Source organism: Phenylobacterium sp. T106, from assembly GCF_057219735.1.
Window position 1 is genome coordinate 125,737 of sequence record NZ_JBXVWA010000007.1, and the last position, 16,922, is coordinate 142,658.

The window sequence follows — 16,922 nt, forward strand, 5'->3', positions numbered from 1 at the left end:
CAAACCCACCCATGCGGGGCGGTCTGGCCGCACGCGATGGGGGACGACGATGACCGGTCCGATGAACGCGCTGCTGCTGGGCGCAGCGCTGGCGGCGTGGGCGACCGCGGCGATGGCCGCGGACTCCGAGGTGGCCGAACTGGTGGTGGCAGGGGCGCGCCTCGACGAGACCCTGCCGCAGGACCTGTCACGCTATGGCAGCGACCTGGAGGTGATCTCGGCCACGGTGTTGCGCGACAACATCTACGTGGATGTGGGGCAGGCGCTGCAGATGCAGACGCCGGGCCTGTTCCTGTCCCCGCGCAACGGCCCCTTCTCATACGCCGACATCGCGCTGCAGGGCTCGCGCACCGGCGACGTGCTGTGGCTCGTGGACGGCGTGCGGATCAACAACCGGCTCTACACGTCCACCAGCCCGGCCGACACCCTGCCCGCCAGCATGGTCGAGCGGATCGAGGTGCTGAAGGGCGGCCAGAGCCTGTTCTACGGCACCCAGGCGGCGGCGGGCGTCATCAACGTCGTGACCCGGCCCTACAGCGACAACCTCGGCGGGGTCTTCACCGTCGGGGGCCACACCAACGAGGGCGTCCACGCCGACCTCATGGTGCGCGGACCGGCCGGCCCGGCGAAGTTCGTGGCCTGGGCGTCCAAGGACGAGGCCGAGGGCTACCGCACCTTCGACGTCTTCCAGCCCAGCGCCACGGCGCGCAAGCGCGGCTACGACGTCGTGAGCTTCGGCGGGAAGCTGGGCCTCACGCTCTCGGACGGCCTGGTGCTCAACCTCTACTACCAGCACACCGACGCGCACCTGGACTATCCGAACCCGCGCCTCACGCGGCTGGCCTTCAACGACCGCGACGAGGAGATCGGCAGCGTCTCTCTGGACTGGACGGCGAGCGAGACAGTCCAGCTCTCGGTCAAGGGCTACTACCACGACTGGGACAGCGTTTATTCGACGGTCAACAACGTGCCCGGCGCCCCGGCCGCCCCGCCGGTGATCGTCGACGACCTCACCTACTGGGGATACGAGGACTACGGCGTGGCCGTGCTGGCGAAGCTGAACCTGCACCGCGGGTTCGAGTATCAGCTCGGCTACGACTACCAGAACTTCAACGGGCGCGACGAGGTGCTGCTGATCGCCCAGCAGACCGAGCGCGTGCACGCGCTGGTGGCCCAGGTCCGCACCACCGACGACCTCTTCGCCAACGCCCATCTCGCCGCCGGGGTCCGCTACAACCGCACGAAGGAGAGCGAGAAGGCGGTCTGGAACGTCTCCGGCCATTGGGACGTGACGCCGCAGCTGTACCTCGAGGGCATGGTGGGCACGTCGTTCATCCTGCCCAGCGCGGAGCAGCTGTTCGGGATCGATCCATGCTGCGCGGTCGGCAACCCCGACCTGAAGCCGGAGGAGAGCCTGAACGGGAATGTCGCCGTCGGCGGGCGCACCGGGCGGCTGACCTGGCAGGTCACGGCCTTCGCGCGCCGGATCGAGGACCTGATCGTCGACGACTACGTCCAGCCGGGCTTCCCGGACGGGATCTACATCAACACGCCGGGCAAGGTGCGCTCGCGCGGCCTCGAGGGGCAGGCCAGCGTCCAGGTGACCGACGCGCTGCGCGCCTTCGGCTCCTTCGCGCTGACGCGGACGCGGGCCGCGGGCGCGGGGCGGCAGTTCGACCGGATCCCGAAAGTCCAGGCCAAGGGCGGCGTCGTCTATGCGCCGGCCGACCGTCCCTTCGGCGCCTCGGCCAGCCTGCTCTGGACGGGCGACGTCCACCAGCAGGTGACCGACTTCGGGCGGGTGAACTACGGCGACTACGTGGTCGTGGACCTGGCGGCGCACGTCTACATCGACGCCGACCGCCGACACCGGCTCACCGCCCGGCTCGAGAATGCGTTCGACGAGGACTATGCGACGCGGGTGAACTCGGCGCGGATCGACCTCTCCACCCAGCGCTTTCTCTACCGGTTCCTCGGCGTGCCGCGGACCCTCAACGTGAGCTACGCCTATTCCTTCTGAGGCGGCCCGCTCCGCCCGCAGGCCCTGGGCGCCGAAGTGGCTGGTGGTGACCCACCGCTACGTGGGCGTCGTCATGGGCCTCTTGATGCTGCTGTGGTTCGCGAGCGGCGTCGTGATGCTGTTCGTGCGCTGGCCCGAGGTGACCGACCACGAACGCGCCGCAGGCCTGGCGCCCATCCCCTGGGAGTCCTGCTGTGACTTCGGCGGGCTCCCCGACGACCGGCGCTTCGAGCGGGCCGCCGTCGAGGCGTTGGCCGGCCGCCCGGTGCTCCGCCTCGACGGCGAAGTCTTCGACCTGACGACGGGTCGCGGGCTCACGGGCGTCACCTCGGCCGAGGCGCGCCAGGTCGCCGTCGCCTACGCCCGGGCCCATGGCGTCGCCGGCGACGCCGGCGCGGCCGAGGCCGTCGTGCGCGACCAGTGGACGGTGACCGGCTATTTCAACCGCGCCCGCCCCTTCTACCTGTTCCGCTTCGACGATCCGGCGCGCACCGATGTCTATGTCTCGGCCCGCGACGGCCGGGTGGCCCAGGCGGTGAACCGGACCGAAAAGGTCCTCAGCTGGCTGGGTCCGATCCCACACTGGCTCTACCCGGCGGTTCTCCGCGCGGACGTGAAGCTCTGGACGCAGGTGGTGATCTGGACGTCGCTGGCGGGCGTCTTCCTGACGGTGACCGGCCTCTACCTCGGCGTGGTCGCCTGGCGGCCCTGGCGCGACGCGCGCCTGACGCCGTACCGGGGGTGGATGGCCTGGCACCACCTGGGAGGACTGGCGGCCGGGCTGCTCACCCTGAGCTGGGTGGCGAGCGGCCTCCTCTCGGTCAACCCGTGGGGCCTGCTCGACAGCGACGGCGACGCGCGTGCGGCACGGGTGGCGGGCGCCGTCGACGTCGGGCAGCTGCGCGAGGCGGTCCTGGCGGCGAAAGCGGCGGGCGTGGCCGCGCATCGTCTCCGCGCCGCGCCGCTCGACGGCCGCGCCTACCTCATGGCCGACGGCGTGCGGCTCGACCCCCTGGCCCGTCCGACGCCCCTCCAGGCGGCGGACCTGGCGGCGGCGGCCGGACGTCTCGGCCCCGTCCGTTCGGCGGCCCTGCTCTCCCGCGAGGACCAGTACTACCGGGGCCACCATGAGCCGGTCGCCCTGCCGGTCTACCGCGTCATCCTCCGGGACGGCGTCCGCCTCTACATCGACCCAGGCAGCGGCGAGGTCCGCCGCGTCGCCGACGCCGAGGCCCAGGGCTTCCGGTGGGCCTTCGAGGGCGCGCACCGGCTCGACTTCGTCGACGGGTTCGACCGGGGTCCGGCGTGGGCCACCGCCATGACGGCGCTGCTGTCCCTGGGCGGGTTGGGGGTCGCCACCGGCGTATGGCTGGGCGTGCGCCGCGCGTCCGACGATCTGCGGCGCCTGAATCGAAACGCCCCGAGACTCGGCTGAGCCCCGGGGCGTCCGGATCGTCGCGGCGATGACGCCGCGCTCGCCCTTACTTGGACGGGCTGGTGTCGGGGGTGTTGGCCGTGGTGGCCCCACCGTCCGCATTGCCCGCCTGCTGCTCGACGGCGTCGGCGGCGGCGTTGAGCTGGGTTTCCTGCGCCTCATTGGGCGTGGCGGCGGCCTGGGCTTCCAGGCTGTCGGCCTTTTGCTCGGCGGCCTTGTCGGCGCTGCTTTCGCAGGCGGCGAGGCTCAGGGCGCCCAGGGCGGCGACGGCGGCGATTGCGATGCGCATGGGGTCTCTCCGGTTCAGCTTGCCGACATAGAGCGCACGAATGCGTGATCGGTTCACCGGAACTGCGAAATAGCGGTCACCAGGCGGGTCGCGGGCCCGGTTTCAGCTTCAAAGCGGGCTTTTCCACGAGGAACCAGCTCGCCAGGGCGAACGGCGTCACGGCAAAGATGGAAGTGACGACGCCCAGGTGGCCCTGGATGGCCAGCCACTGCTGCAACGGGAAGGCGTAGATATAGACGCCGTAGGACAGATCGGCGGGAAGCTTGCCGGGCCGCGCGAGCCCAAGCACCGCGGTCGGCAGGGCCAGAGGGCCCAGCAGGGGAAACGACAGGGCAGACGCCGCGCCCAGCCACAGCGGCGGCTTCCAGTCGCGCAGCAGGATCGCGGCGCCCGCGAAGAACAGCAGGCCGTTGCGCGCCGCGAGGAAGACGACCCGCGTCAGGGTCTCGTCAGCCCAGTTCGGCATGGTGAGTCGCATCGTGAGCCACACCGCCGCGCAGAGCGCCGCCAGGCCGTAGACCGCGGCAGGCCGCGCACGGATCAGCATCAGCACGAGATAGAAGGTGAACTCCAGCCGCAGGGTCCACAGGACGCCGTTGACGACCCCGGCCATGGGAGCATCGGCGAACACCCCCGGCAGGTCGTAGGTCACGGGGTAGAGCAGCGCGTTCCGCAGCACATAGAGCGCGGCCGCCGGCCAGTACTCGGCGGCGGGCGCCGTGGTCACGAAGGCCAGCAGCACCACGGTCACGACGAGCGAGGCGATCAGCCCGGGCTCGATGCGCAGCACGCGCTTCAGCAGGTAGGTCTTCGGGTCCCGCAGGTAGCTCGCGGTCACCAGGTAGCCCGAGATCACGAAGAAGATCGACACGCCCAGGGCGCCGAGGTCCTCGACACCCACGATGCGAAGCGGCGGGTCCCCCGCGAGCGGAAACGCGTGGCTCACCACGACGAGCAGCGCCGCGATGAGCCGCATCAGGTCGAAGTTCATGGCTCCGCCGTACACCGTCCTCCGTCGCAAGGGCAGAGCTATCGCAGACGGCCGACGGCCTGCGCCCGTGACCAGTCAAGCCAGCGCCGGATCAGCTCAACACACAGGGGCCCATAGGCTCCGCGTTTCCGGACAGGGTCGCCCTGGCGTCGCCAAGACCGCGACGACCGCCTCAGTAGCCCACGTGCGTCAGGTAGAGGCCCTCCGCCGGCGCCACGGGGCCGCAGGCGCGCCGGTCGCGGGCGGCCAGGGCGGCGGCGACGTCCGCGGTGGTCCAGCGGCCGACGCCGACCTCGGCCAGCGTGCCGGTCATCGAGCGCACCTGCCGGTGCAGGAACGAGCGGCTGGCGAACTCCAGGATCACCTCGCCGCCCTCGCGGCGCACGTCGGCCACGTCCAGCGTCTTCACCGGCGACTTCGCCTGGCAGGCCAGGTCGCGGAAGGTGGTGAAGTCGTGATGGCCCACCAGCACCTGCGCGGCCTCGTGCATGGCCTCGGCGTCCAGCGGCTTCTTCACGTGCCAGACGCGGCCCTGGTCCAGGGCGGGCGGCGCCATGCGGTTCAGGATGCGGTAGCGGTAGCGACGGCCGGTGGCGGAAAAGCGCGCGTGCCAGCCCTCCTCCGCCAGCTCCGCCGACAGGATCGCCACGGGGTCGGGCTGAAGGTGGAAGTTGAGCGCATTGCGGACCGTGTCGGCCGGCCAGGCCTTGGCGAGGTCCACCTGGACCACCTGCCCCGTCGCATGCACGCCGGTGTCGGTACGCCCCGCCGCCCCCACGCGGATCGTCTCGCCGCAGAACCTGAGCACCGCGCGCTCCAGCGCCCCTTGCACCGAGGGCAGGTCGGCCTGAGCCTGGAAGCCGTGGAACGGCCGGCCGTCGTACTCGACCAGGAGGCGGTAGCGGGGCATCAGCCCAGCCGCGTCCCGGCCGGCACGGGCGTCCCGCGCAGGAAGACCTCGGCGTCCTGCGGCCCGCGGCCCTCGCGCTGGACCCGCAGCAGCCGAACGGCGCCCTCGCCCGTCCCGACCAGGAGGGCGTCGTCCAGGGTCACGCCCGGCTCGCCGGGCTCGTCCTCGAAGCGCGACAGCAGCGCCTTCACCCGGACCGGCCCCTTCTCCGTCGGCAGCTCGAACCAGGCGCCCGGGAACGGCGACATGCCGCGGATCTTGCCGTCCAGGACCCGGCCCGGCTTCGTCCAGTCCAGGCGGGCGAACTTCGCGCTGATCTTCTTCGCGTAGGTGATCCCGTCCTCGGCCTGCGGCGTCTCGACGGCCGTCCCGGCCTCGATGTGCGGCAGCGTCCGGGCGATGAGCTCGGCGCCCGCGGCCGCCAGGCGGTCGTGGAGGGTCGCGGCCGTGTCGAGCGGGCCGATCCGGACGGTGGCGGTGGCGAGCACAGGACCCTCGTCGAGGCCCTCGGTCATGCGCATCACCTGGACGCCCGTGACCGCGTCGCCCGCCATGATCGCCCGCTGGATCGGCGCGGCGCCGCGCCAGCGCGGCAAGAGCGAGCCGTGCACGTTGAAGCTGCCCAGCCTCGGCGCCTCCAGCACCTCGCGCGGCAGGATCTGGCCGAACGCCACGACGACCGCGGCGTCGAGGTCCAGCGCCCGGAACGCCGCGATCTCTCCGGGATCGCGCATCGAGGCCGGCGTCCGCACCGGAATCCCCCGCGCCTCGGCGAAGGCGTGCACCGGCGACGGCTTCAGCTCATGGCCGCGCCCGCGCGGCGCGGGGGGCTGCGAATAGACGCACACGACCTCGTGCCCCGCGTCCAGGATGGCGGCGAGCGCGGAGACGGCGAAGTCCGGAGTGCCGAGGAAGGCCAGGCGCATGGCGCGCTCTTAGCCGCCCGCGGCGGCCAAGGGAACTTCGCCGCAAGCGCGGCCGTTTCCCGGGCGATCAAGGGAGCATCCGACATGGCGAAACTGATGATCGCCGCGAGCCTGGGCCTCGCGCTGGCGGTGGGAGCGTGCACCGAGGCCGAGCGCCGCGACGCCGGCAACGACGCCGAGGCCGCCGCGGGCAAGGTCGCCGCCGAGACCCGGGACGCGGTGAACAGCCCCGAGCTCAAGGAGATGGGCGCCGAGATCAAGGAGGCCGCGGGCGACGCCGGTCAGGTCATCAAGAACGCCGCCAAGGGCGCGGCGGAAGGCGCGCGGGAAGGCGTCGCCAAGGTGGAGAAGGAAAGCGAGGAAGCCGCGCACGACCCCAACCACTGAGCCCGATGGCTACCGCGGCTCCTGGGCCAGCGTGTGCGCCACGATGGCGTTGGCGTGACCGTGCCCCATGCCGTGTTCGGCCTTGAGCATGGCGACGAGTTCCATGTGCTTGGCTGGGAGCCGCTGGCGAACCAGGTCCTGCCACTCCGAGATCGGGCGCCCGTACCGCTTCTCTATGGACGGGAAGTAGGACGCCGGTCCCTTCATCCGCTCTTCCGCCACCGCGCGATCCTCTTCTGATGCTCTCTCGCCAGAGGACGAACGGGCGCGAACGGCCCCGACATTTGGAGTCGCGGGGTCAGGCCGCCTTGGCCTGCTTCTTGACCTTCTTGATGGCCTGTTCGCGCTTCAGGCGGGACAGGTGGTCGATGAACAGCACGCCGTTGAGGTGGTCCATCTCGTGCTGGATGCAGACGGCGAAGAGGCCCTCGGCGTCCTCTTCGATCTGCTCGCCCTTGTAGTTCAGGTAGCGCAGCTTCACGCGGGCCGGACGCTCGACCTCGTCGTAGATCTCGGGGACCGACAGGCAGCCCTCCTCGTAGGGCGCGGTGTCGTCCGAGGCCCAGAGGATCTCGGGGTTCACGAAGTAGCGCGGCTGGCGGTCCTCGCCTTCCCGGGCCAGGTCCATCACGATGACACGCTTGGGAACGCCGATCTGGATCGCGGCCAGGCCGATGCCCGGCGCCGCGTACATGGTCTCCAGCATGTCGTCCATCAGGGCGCGCAGGTCGTCGTCGACCGCCGCGACCGGCTGGGACACCTGCTTCAGGCGGGCGTCGGGAACGACGAGGATCTCTCTCAGGGCCATGGGCGGCAGGTAAGCGGGCGATAGTTGAGCGTCAAGGTCGGGCATGGCCTGCGGCGGCCGGCCAGGCTGCGGCTACTCGCCGCCGGCCGCGAGCCGCACCGTGGGCGCCTCGGCCTCCAGCAGCTTGGTGATCGGGCGCACCCCGGTCTCGATCACGGCCAGCTCGGGGATCTCCTTGCCCTGGTGATCCACCTTCAGGTCCTCGAAGCGGCGGGCCTGGGTGAGCACCTGGGTCTCGAGCGAGCCCACGAACTGGTTGTACCGCGAGACCGCGGCCTCCAGCGCCTTGCCGACCGAGCCGGCGTGACCGCCCATAACCGCGATGCGTTTGTAGAGCTCCTTGCCCAGGTCGGCGATCTGGCGCGCGTTCACCGCCTGCTCCTCCACGCGCCAGCCGTAGGCCACCGCCTTGCAGAGCGCGAAGAGGGTGCTGGGGGTCACGATCACGACGCGCCGGTCCATGGCGTCGCTCATCAGGTCCGGCGCGCGGTCGAGCGCGGCGGCCAGCGCGGAGTCCAGCGGCACGAACATCGCCACGAAGTCGGGCGAGGCCTCGAACTGGTCCCAGTAGGCCTTGGCCGAAAGGCCCTGGATGTGCCCCTTCACGCTCTGCACGTGGCGCAGCCCGGCGGCGTCGCGGCCGAGGTCGTCCGTGGCCTCCTGCAGCTCCAGGAAGGCGTTCAGCGAGCACTTGGCGTCGATCACGAACAGCCCGCCGCCCGGCAGCTTCACCGTCACGTCGGGGCGGCGGCGGCCCTCCTCGGTGTCGGTCGAGGCCTGCTCCTCGAAGTCGTAGCGGGCGGCGAGGCCGGCGGCCTCCAGCACGTTGCGCAGCGTCTGCTCGCCCCAGCGGCCCTGGACGCCCGCGCCGCGGCGCAGCGCCGCCGACAGCTTGCGGGCCTCGTCCTGCGTGGCGGCCGAGGCGGCGAGCAGCTGGGCGATCTGTTCCTTCAGGCCGCCGGTCTCCTCGGCGCGCGCCTTCTCGACCGCCGTCACCTGCTCCTGGAACTTCTGCAGCGTATCGGCCACGGGCTTCAGCTGGGCCTCTAGGCGGGCCTGGGCCAGCTGCTCGCGGCTGCGCACCTGCTCCTCGTTCCGCTTGAGGATCTCCTCGGCGAGGCTGGAGGCCTGCTGGGTGAGCTGCGCGGCCAGGAGGTCGCCGTGACCCTCCACGAGGCGGGCCTTCAGCTCGGCGGTATTGGCCCGGCCGCGCTCGCGCAGCGCCCAGGCGACGGCGGCCGCGGCCAGGAGCACGCAGCCGATGGCGAGGAAAAGCAGACCGTTCATGCTGTGTTCCTAGCGCGCAGAGTGAGTCGCGGCGAGTCGGGAGTCGACGGCGCGCCCTCTGGCCACGCCCCGCGGGGCGTGCCAGCATCCGCCGCACTCGGGGGAGGACGCGACACAGATGACGGCTCAAGCGCAGGCCGCGCCATTGCGCGCGGCGTTCAGCCCGCTGGTCGTCCCCTTGCTGGGGCTCGCGATCTTCATCAACTATGTGGACCGGGGGAACCTTGCGACCGCCGCCCCGCTGCTCAAGACCGAGCTGTCGCTGAGCGCGTCCGAGATCGGGGTCCTGATCTCGGCGTTCTTCTGGACCTACACGCCCGGCCTCGTGCTGGCCGGCTGGCTCGCCGACCGGGTCAACGCCTACATGACGCTGGCCGCAGGCCTCGCGCTCTGGTCGCTCGCCACGCTGTTCACAGGGTTCGCCAGCGGCTTCGCCGTGCTGCTCGTGCTGCGGCTCGTGCTGGGCCTGGGCGAGGCGTCGGCCTTTCCCTGCTCGTCCACCATCATCGCCCGGCACGTGCCGGCCAGCCGCCTCGGCGCGGCCAACGCCATGACGCTGCTGGGGGTCTCCCTGGGCCCCGCGGTGGGCGTCTTCTTTGGCGGCCTGCTGATGGCCGAGCTGGGCTGGCGCGGGATCTTCATCCTGTTCGGAGCCCTGTCGCTCGCCTGGGTCGTCCCCTGGTTCCTGACCACGCGGACCCTGGCTGCCGCGCCGCCGCCCGAGGACGCCGCCGACGGCCCGAGCCTGGCCCGCATCTTCGCCCAGCGCGACCTCTGGGGCGCGGCCCTGGGCCACTTCGCCGTCAACTTCGGCTTCTACTTCATCGTCTCTTGGATGCCCCTCTACCTCGTGCAGGCGCACGGCTATTCGCTCACGCACATGGCCACCCTGGGCGGCGTCATCTACCTCGTCTACGCGGCCTCGGCCTGGGGCAGCGGCGTGATCTCGGACCGGAGGATCGAGGCGGGCGGATCGCCCAACGCGGTGCGCAAGTTCTTCTTCGTCGCCACCCTGCTGGTGGCCTCTGCGGGCCTGGCCGCGGCGGCGGTCCTGCCGCCCACGGCGGCCATCGCCAGCCTGTTCGTGGTCGCGGTGGGCCTGGGCGCGGTGGGGCCGCACATCTTCGCCACCGGCCAGACGCTGGCCGGGCCCAAGGCGGCGGGCAAGTGGATCGGCGTCCAGAACGCCATCGCCAACTGCGCCGGCATCACCGGTCCGATCATCACGGGGATCATCGTCGACCGAACGGGCGGCTTCGAAGGCGCCTTCGTGGTGGCCGCGGCGGTCACCCTCACCGGCGTCGTGAGCTGGGGCCTGATCGTGCGCCGCATCGCGCCCCTGGACTGGAGCGCGAAGGCCTAGGGCCCTGACGGACCCCGTCAGGCCGGCCGCCGGGCGCGCATCGCCTGAGCGATGGTGCCGTCGTCGAGCCAGTCCAGTTCTCCGCCCACGGGGACGCCGCGGGCCAGCATGGTGACGCTCACGTCGGCGCCGCCCAGCCGGTCGGCGAGGTAGTGGGCGGTCGTCTGGCCGTCCACCGTGGCCGGAAGCGCCAGGATCACCTCGCGCACGCCGGCGTCCGTCGCGCGGTTCACGAGCGGCCCGACCTTCAGCGCCTCGGGGCCCACGCCATCCAGCGCCGACAGCAGCCCGCCCAGCACGTGGTAGCGGCCGCGGAAGGCCCCGGCCCGCTCCATGGCCCACAGCGCGCCCACCTCCTCCACCACGCAGATCAGCGAGGCGTCCCGCTGGGGATCGGCGCAGATGGCGCAGGGATCCTGGGTGTCGAGCGAGCCACAGACGTGGCAGGTCTTCACCCGCTGCGCCGCCTCGGAGAGCGCGTCGGCGAGCGGCAGCAGCAGCTGGTCGCGGCGCTTCAGCAGGGCCAGCGCGGCGCGGCGCGCCGAGCGCGGGCCAAGCCCGGGCAGCTTCGACAGGAGCCCGATCAGCCGCTCGATCTCGGGTCCGGCGGACGCGGCCAAGTCAGAACTTCGGCATGCCGGGGATGTTGAGCCCCGCCAGCGGCCCGGCGGCCTCGCGCATCACCTCGGCCTGGGCGGCGTCCAGCTTGCGCTTGGCGTCGGCGTGCGCGGCGACCACCAGGTCGGCCACCACCTCGCCCTCTCCCGGCGCCATGAGGCTCTCGTCGAAGGTCACGCGGGCCAGCTCGCCCGTGCCCTTGAGCGTCAGCTTCACCATGCCGCCGCCCGAGGTGCCCTCCACCTCCAGCGCGGCGATCTTCTCCTGCGCCTCGGTCATGCGCTGCTGCATGGCCTGCGCCTGCTTCATCAGGGAACCCAGGTCTTTCATCTCACCCACTCACTGCGCCGCAGCGCTCTCGTCCACCGCCAGGATCACCAAGCGCGCCAGGACGGCCTGGCGATCCGAAGTCTCCCGCCGCTTCCGCAGCCGGGTCACGCCTCGTCTCCGTCCTCGTCCGGCGGCGGCGCTTCCGAAGGGGTCGCCTCGGCCGCCTGTTCCAGGTTTCGGATGCCGACGATCTCGGCGCCGGGGAACGCCTGCATCACCTGCTGCACGAACGGGTGCTGCTCGATGGCGGCGCGCACCTCGCGCTGCTCGCGCTTCTGCTTCTCCCACAGGCTCTCGGCGCCGCCGCCGCCCTGGGCGGTCACGAACCAGCGCTCGCCGGTCCATTCCTTCAGCCGGCCGACCAGCCGCTGGGCCAGGTTGGCGGGCGCGCCGGGGGCCGGCTCGTACTCGATCGCCCCCGGGCGGAAGCTGATCGGACGGATGAACCGCTCCACGTCCAGCTTCAGCGTGATGTCGCGGCGGCGGTCGATCAGCTTGAGCAGGTCCTCGAAGGTCTGCAGCGAGGCGACCGGCTCGGTGGACGGCTGGGCTGCTGCGGGCATCGCCGCGCGCGCCACGGCCGATGCGGCCCCCCCGCCGCCGCCGGAACCACCGCCGGACGTCGGCCGCCCCGACCCGGGACCGCCCCCGGCGGGCGACTCGCCGGCCTGCAGCCGCTTCAGGGCCTCTTCCGGTCCCGGCAGGTCGGCCGCATAGGCCAGCCGGATCAGCGCCATGTCCACGGCGGCCGCCGCGTCCGGCGCGCGCCGGACCTCGTCGTAGGCCTTGAGCAGCAGCTGCCAGATGCGCGCGAGCGTCCCCGCAGAGACCGCGGCCCCGACCGCCGCCAGCCGCTGGGCCTGGTCCTTCGGCATCACCAGCGCCTGCGGCCCCACGGTCTTGGCCACCGAGGCGCCGTGCGTATGGTCCAGGAGGTCCATCACCACCTGGTCCGGGTTGGCGCCGTAGCCGTAGAGCTGGCGGAAGGTCTCGATGGCGGGACCCGCCTCCCCGCGCATGATCTGCTCGAACAGGCCGATGGTCTGCGCCCGGTCCGCGAGGCCCAGCATGTCGCGGATCGAGGCGGCGGTGACGGTCTGTCCCGGCTCGGCCTGGACGATCGCCTGATCCAGCATCGACTGTCCGTCGCGGACGCTGCCCTCGGCGGCGCGGGCGATCAGCATCAGGCCTTCGGCCTCGACGCGCGCGCCCTCGTTCTCGCAGATCATCTCCAGGTTCTTGACCAGGACTTCCGGCTCCACCCGTCGCAGGTCGAACCGCTGGCAACGGGAGAGGATCGTCACCGGGACCTTGCGGATCTCGGTGGTGGCGAAGATGAACTTGGCGTGCGGCGGCGGCTCCTCCAGCGTCTTCAGGAGCGCGTTGAACGCCCCGGTCGACAGCATGTGGACCTCGTCGATGATGTAGACCTTGTAGCGGGCCTCCACCGGCGCATAGCGCACCGAGTCCGTCAGCTCGCGGATGTCGTTCACGCCGGTGCGCGAGGCGGCGTCGAGCTCGAGGACGTCCATATGCCGCCCCTCGATGATGGCGCGGCAGTGAATCCCCTCCTCGCGCAGGTCCAGAGACGGCGCGTGGACGGCGGAGCTCTCGTAGTTCAGCGCACGCGCCAGCAGGCGGGCGGTCGTGGTCTTCCCCACGCCCCGGACGCCGGTGAGCATGAAGGCATGGGCGATCCGCGAATGGGCGAACGCGTTGCGCAGCGTGCGCACCATCGCCTCCTGCCCGTACAGGTCGTCGAAGCTGCGCGGCCGGTACTTCCGCGCGATGACGGTGTAGGCCGCGCCCGGCTCCTCGGCGGCAGGCCTGGGCGCCGGCGCGGGCGCGTCACCGAACATGTCCCCGGTGTTCGGGTCCCGCTCGGGCGGGGAATCGTCGCGCTCGAAGTCTTCGCCCATGCAGGCCATGTAACGGGACGGCAGGTCCCGGCGAAAGTGGGAGGGTTCAGAAAAGCGTGGAAGCTGAGGTGGAGACCGGACAACGACCCGAGCCGTGACCCGTTGTGGCTGCTGCCTTCCGGCCCTGACCAGGTTGGCGGGGCGTTCGTCCGCCGCCGATCTCCGCGGCGGCATATGGCCCATGGGGCGCGCGGCGGCAAGGGGGCGTGGTGGCGCACGCCCCGGCAAACAGGCTAGGCAGGGACCATGCTTCGCCGTGTCGTCCGCTGGATCCTCATGCTTGTCGCCCTCCTCGCCGTCGCGTGGGGCTCGGTCGCCGTCGCCGCCGAGGTGATCAGCCGCCTCCCCAAGGCCCGGGGCGAGATGGTCGACATCGGCGGCCGTCAGCTGCGGCTGGTCTGCGAGGGCCCGAAGGGCGCCAGCCCCACCGTCTGGATGGAGTCGGGGGCGTTCAGCGGCGCGGCGGACTTCGCCGCGATCCAGCAGAAGCTGGCGGCCAGGGGGCTCCGGTCGTGCGCCTACGACCGCGCCGGCATGGGGTACTCGGACCCGGGGCCCCGGCCCCGGGACGGCGACGCGATCGTCGCCGACATGAAGGCGCTGATGGCCGCGTCCGGCGAAACGGGCCCCTATGTCCTGATGGGCCACTCCATGGCGGGGCTGTACCTCCGCCAGTTCGCGGCCGCGAACCCGCAACAGGTCGTGGGCCTGGTCCTGCTCGACGCGGTGACGCCCGAGATGGTGGAGCGCCCGGAGGCCGAGCGGTTCGCCGCGGCCATGGAGCGGATCGCCCAGTTCGGCGCCGTCGCCGGGAGCCTCGGCCTGACCAAGCCCCTCTACTGGTGGGGCGACCGCATCGGCCTGCCGCCGCAGGGACGCGCGGAGAAGCGGCGGGGCTTCATCTCCGGACGGCAGAGCCGCAACGCCTACGCCGAGGTCAAGGGCTGGCGCGCCGCGGCGGCCCAGGCCGCGGCGGCCGGGCCGCTGCGCCCGGAATGGCCCGTCGCCGTCATCACCGCCGGCCCTCGCACCGCGCAGATGTCGATGTGGGACGAGGTCCGCCAGGCGCCCGCGCGGGCGTCGCGCTTCCCCATGCTGCGGGCGCTGCCCGAGGCCAACCACCGCACCATGCTGGGACTCGTCCACGGCGACGCGGCCGTGGACGGGGTCGAACACGTGCTGCGCCACGCGGCGGGACGCGCGGCCGGGACGCCCTGACGGAGGCGGACGCACAGCGTCGCCCGCCGTGCTAAGGTGGCGCATGACCCAGCCCCCGGACGACGCGCCCGAGACCCCGATGCAGCGCGCGCTGCGGCTCAAGACGGCGGCCCTGCAGGCCAAGCCGCAGCCCCCGGGCGGACGCGGCGCCAAGCGACCCGCCTCGGGCATCGCCGCCGGCGCGTCGAAACCCTGGATGAAGCGCTAGGGTCCGGACCCAAGATCCGGGCAGGATCCGGGTCCCGGCATTCGCCGGGACGGTCGGAAGCTGTCGAAATCGCCGATATCGAACCGAGTTTGAACCCTAGGCGCCGCGGAAGGCGGGCGTCCGCTTCTCGTTGAAGCTGGCGACACCCTCGCGGCGATCCTGCGTCGTGAAGAGGTGGTTGTAGACGGTCAGCTCCAGGTCCATCGCCTGCTTCAGGTCGAGGTCCTGGCCGCCATGCACCACCCGCTTGGCGCCGCGGACCGACAGCGGCGCCTTGCTGGCGATCAGCCGCGCCACGGAGAGGACCGTGTCCATCAGGGCGTCCGCCGGGACGACGTCGCTGACGAGACCCCATTCGAGCGCCTTCTCGGCCGGGAACGGCGTGGCGGTGGTGAGGATCTCGATGGCCCGGCGCGGACCGACCGCGCGCGTCAGCAGTTGCGTGCCGCCGAGGCCCGGCAGGATTCCCAGGCCCGCCTCGGGCAGGCCGAAGCGGGCGCCCTCGGCGGCGTAGGCGAAGTCGCACGCCAGGGTCATCTCGCAGCCGCCGCCCATGGCGGCGCCCTGCACCGCGGCGATCACGGGAACCGGACAGGCGAGCTGGGCCCGGATCATCGCCTCGAACAGGCGGTGCTGCTCGGCCCAGGCCTCGTCGGTCATGCCGTTGCGCTCCTTGAGGTCGGCGCCGGCCTGGAAGTGCCGGCCCTCACCGGCCAGGATCACGCACCGCAGCGCCTCGTCGGCCCGCAGCCGGCTCCAGACGTCCAGCAGCTCGCGGCCCATCTGCGTCGAGAGCGCGTTCGCCACCTCGGGCCGCGCGAAGGTGATGACCGTGATCCCCGGCTCGGGCGTGGTCACCTTGATCGTCTCGTAGTTCATCGCCTCACCCCGTGCGCGCCGCAGGCGCTGTCAAATTCGACCACGAACCACACGAACCACAATGCGCGCGGCCATACCTCGGCGCCGGGCTGGTCGGCAGGACCGTGTTTGTGTGGTTCGTGTGGTTCGTGGTCAATTCACCTTCGGCGCTGACGCGCCGCGAAGCTCGCCCTCAGAAACTCTTGGGCTGCCCCAGCACGTGGGTGGCCACGTGGCTGAGGATCAGGTTCGTGGAGATGGGCGCCACCTGGTAGAGCCGCGTCTCGCGGAACTTGCGCTCGATGTCGTACTCCTCGGCGAAGCCGAACCCGCCGTGCGTCTGCAGGCACATGTCGGCGGCGAACCAGCTGGCCTCGGAGGCGACCAGCTTGGCCATGTTGGCCTCCGTGCCGCAGGGCTGGCCCGCCTCAAAGAGCTCGGCGGCCTTGTCGACCATCAGGCTGGCCGAGGTCATCTGCACATAGGCGCGGGCGAGCGGGAACTGGACGCCCTGGTTCTCGCCGATGGGCCGGCCGAAGACCACGCGGTCCTTCGCGTACTGACCGGCGCGGTCGATGAAGAAGCGGGCGTCGCCGATGCACTCCGAGGCGATGAGGATCCGCTCGGCGTTCATCCCGTCGAGGATGTACCTGAAGCCCTTCCCCTCCTCGCCCACGAGGTTCGCCGCCGGCACCACCAGGTCCTCGAAGAAGAGTTCGGTGGTGGCGTGGTTCAGCATGGTCCGGACCGGGCGGATGGTGAGGCCGTTCCCCACCGCCGCCTTCATGTCGACCAGCAGCACGCTCATGCCGTCCGACGGCTTCTCGTCGCGACGCGGGCTGGTGCGGCAGAGCAGGACCATCAGGTCGGAGTGCTCGGCGCGGCTGATCCAGATCTTCCGGCCCGAGACGACGTAGGTGTCGCCGACCTTCCGGGCGACCGTGGAGATGCGCGTGGTGTCGGTGCCGGCGTCGGGCTCGGTCACGCCGAAGGCCTGCAGGCGCAGTTCGCCCGTGGCGATCTTCGGCAGGTACGCTTCCTTCTGCGCCGGCGTGCCGTGCCGCAGCACGGTGCCCATGGTGTACATCTGGGCATGGCAGGCGGCGCCGTTGCAGCCCGATCGGTGGATCTCCTCCAGCACGGCCACCGCCGCGCCCAGCCCCAGGCCCGACCCGCCGTACTCCTCCGGAATCAGCACCGACAGGAACCCGGCCTCCGTCAGCGCCTGCACGAACGCCGTGGGATAGGCGCGCTCCCGGTCCAGCTCGCGCCAGTAGGCCCCAGGGAACCGGGCGCACAGCTTGCGCACGGCCTCGCGGATTTCAGGAAAGCTCTCGGTCATCGCCCCCGCTCTC

18 protein-coding genes and 1 other RNA gene are annotated in these 16,922 nt (G+C 71.8%); 6 read left to right on the forward strand and 13 right to left on the reverse strand.

The annotated features are described in order from the left end of the window. The first annotated feature begins 49 nt into the window (after window positions 1–49). Window positions 50–2,020: a TonB-dependent receptor plug domain-containing protein gene (locus AC2D8W_RS16370; protein ID WP_484672419.1), complete on the forward strand. Its 1,971-nt coding sequence runs from the start codon at window positions 50–52 to the stop codon at window positions 2,018–2,020. A 43-nt stretch (window positions 2,021–2,063) separates the two neighbouring features. Continuing rightward, a complete protein-coding gene (locus AC2D8W_RS16375; protein WP_484672420.1) occupies window positions 2,064–3,455 on the forward strand; it encodes a hypothetical protein in 1,392 nt (463 codons plus the stop codon). Between the two features lie 46 nt (window positions 3,456–3,501). Here the strand turns inward: AC2D8W_RS16375 and AC2D8W_RS16380 are convergent, their stop codons facing one another. The 4 genes from AC2D8W_RS16380 to fmt form a co-directional block, all read right to left on the reverse strand. Continuing rightward, window positions 3,502–3,744 (reverse strand): hypothetical protein, encoded by a 243-nt coding sequence (locus AC2D8W_RS16380; RefSeq protein ID WP_484672421.1) that lies wholly within the window; start codon window positions 3,742–3,744, stop codon window positions 3,502–3,504. Between the two features lie 76 nt (window positions 3,745–3,820). Continuing rightward, the gene (locus AC2D8W_RS16385) at window positions 3,821–4,735 is read right to left on the reverse strand and encodes an acyltransferase family protein (RefSeq protein ID WP_484672422.1); all 915 of its coding nucleotides are present in this window, start codon (window positions 4,733–4,735) and stop codon (window positions 3,821–3,823) included. Window positions 4,736–4,907: 172 nt separating this feature from the next. After that, window positions 4,908–5,645 (reverse strand): tRNA pseudouridine(38-40) synthase TruA, encoded by a 738-nt coding sequence (gene truA / locus AC2D8W_RS16390; RefSeq protein ID WP_484672423.1) that lies wholly within the window; start codon window positions 5,643–5,645, stop codon window positions 4,908–4,910. After that, window positions 5,645–6,571: a methionyl-tRNA formyltransferase gene (fmt, locus tag AC2D8W_RS16395; RefSeq protein ID WP_484672424.1), complete on the reverse strand. Its 927-nt coding sequence runs from the start codon at window positions 6,569–6,571 to the stop codon at window positions 5,645–5,647. The genes truA and fmt overlap by 1 nt, the downstream gene beginning before the upstream one ends. An 84-nt stretch (window positions 6,572–6,655) precedes the next feature. On the opposite strand from fmt, the gene AC2D8W_RS16400 reads away from it, so the two are divergent. After that, window positions 6,656–6,958, forward strand: coding sequence for a hypothetical protein (locus tag AC2D8W_RS16400; protein WP_293481635.1), 303 nt, complete (start codon window positions 6,656–6,658; stop codon window positions 6,956–6,958). 9 nt (window positions 6,959–6,967) lie between these two features. Here the strand turns inward: AC2D8W_RS16400 and AC2D8W_RS16405 are convergent, their stop codons facing one another. The 3 genes from AC2D8W_RS16405 to AC2D8W_RS16415 form a co-directional block, all read right to left on the reverse strand. Beyond that, a complete protein-coding gene (locus tag AC2D8W_RS16405) occupies window positions 6,968–7,165 on the reverse strand; it encodes a DUF4287 domain-containing protein (protein ID WP_484672425.1) in 198 nt (65 codons plus the stop codon). Between the two features lie 91 nt (window positions 7,166–7,256). After that, window positions 7,257–7,766, reverse strand: a complete 510-nt coding sequence (locus tag AC2D8W_RS16410) for a peptide deformylase (RefSeq protein ID WP_484672426.1) — start codon at window positions 7,764–7,766, stop codon at window positions 7,257–7,259. A 72-nt stretch (window positions 7,767–7,838) separates the two neighbouring features. Next, window positions 7,839–9,053: a DNA recombination protein RmuC gene (locus AC2D8W_RS16415; protein ID WP_484672427.1), complete on the reverse strand. Its 1,215-nt coding sequence runs from the start codon at window positions 9,051–9,053 to the stop codon at window positions 7,839–7,841. Window positions 9,054–9,171: 118 nt separating this feature from the next. Here AC2D8W_RS16415 and AC2D8W_RS16420 point away from each other — a divergent pair, with 118 nt between their 5' ends. Further along, window positions 9,172–10,416 (forward strand): MFS transporter, encoded by a 1,245-nt coding sequence (locus AC2D8W_RS16420; protein ID WP_293481639.1) that lies wholly within the window; start codon window positions 9,172–9,174, stop codon window positions 10,414–10,416. Window positions 10,417–10,433: 17 nt separating this feature from the next. Here AC2D8W_RS16420 and recR read toward each other — a convergent pair whose 3' ends face one another. From recR to ffs, 4 genes are all read right to left on the reverse strand, one after another. Beyond that, window positions 10,434–11,036 carry a recombination mediator RecR gene (recR, locus tag AC2D8W_RS16425; RefSeq protein WP_484672428.1) on the reverse strand — a complete coding sequence of 201 codons (603 nt, stop codon included), beginning with the start codon at window positions 11,034–11,036 and terminating at the stop codon, window positions 10,434–10,436. Window position 11,037: 1 nt separating this feature from the next. Beyond that, window positions 11,038–11,364: a YbaB/EbfC family nucleoid-associated protein gene (locus AC2D8W_RS16430; protein WP_484672429.1), complete on the reverse strand. Its 327-nt coding sequence runs from the start codon at window positions 11,362–11,364 to the stop codon at window positions 11,038–11,040. Between the two features lie 104 nt (window positions 11,365–11,468). Then, window positions 11,469–13,283: a DNA polymerase III subunit gamma/tau gene (locus AC2D8W_RS16435; RefSeq protein ID WP_484672430.1), complete on the reverse strand. Its 1,815-nt coding sequence runs from the start codon at window positions 13,281–13,283 to the stop codon at window positions 11,469–11,471. Window positions 13,284–13,349: 66 nt separating this feature from the next. Further along, an RNA gene (gene ffs, locus AC2D8W_RS16440) (signal recognition particle sRNA small type) lies at window positions 13,350–13,448 on the reverse strand. Between the two features lie 81 nt (window positions 13,449–13,529). Here ffs and AC2D8W_RS16445 point away from each other — a divergent pair. After that, window positions 13,530–14,501, forward strand: coding sequence for an alpha/beta fold hydrolase (locus AC2D8W_RS16445; protein ID WP_484672431.1), 972 nt, complete (start codon window positions 13,530–13,532; stop codon window positions 14,499–14,501). Window positions 14,502–14,544: 43 nt separating this feature from the next. Next, window positions 14,545–14,709 (forward strand): hypothetical protein, encoded by a 165-nt coding sequence (locus AC2D8W_RS16450; protein ID WP_293481644.1) that lies wholly within the window; start codon window positions 14,545–14,547, stop codon window positions 14,707–14,709. Window positions 14,710–14,805: 96 nt separating this feature from the next. On the opposite strand, the gene AC2D8W_RS16455 is transcribed toward AC2D8W_RS16450, so the two are convergent. Both AC2D8W_RS16455 and AC2D8W_RS16460 read right to left on the reverse strand, forming a co-directional pair. Further along, window positions 14,806–15,588 carry an enoyl-CoA hydratase/isomerase family protein gene (locus AC2D8W_RS16455; RefSeq protein WP_484672432.1) on the reverse strand — a complete coding sequence of 261 codons (783 nt, stop codon included), beginning with the start codon at window positions 15,586–15,588 and terminating at the stop codon, window positions 14,806–14,808. A gap of 172 nt (window positions 15,589–15,760) precedes the next feature. Continuing rightward, window positions 15,761–16,909 carry an acyl-CoA dehydrogenase family protein gene (locus AC2D8W_RS16460; RefSeq protein ID WP_484672433.1) on the reverse strand — a complete coding sequence of 383 codons (1,149 nt, stop codon included), beginning with the start codon at window positions 16,907–16,909 and terminating at the stop codon, window positions 15,761–15,763. Window positions 16,910–16,922: the final 13 nt, after the last annotated feature.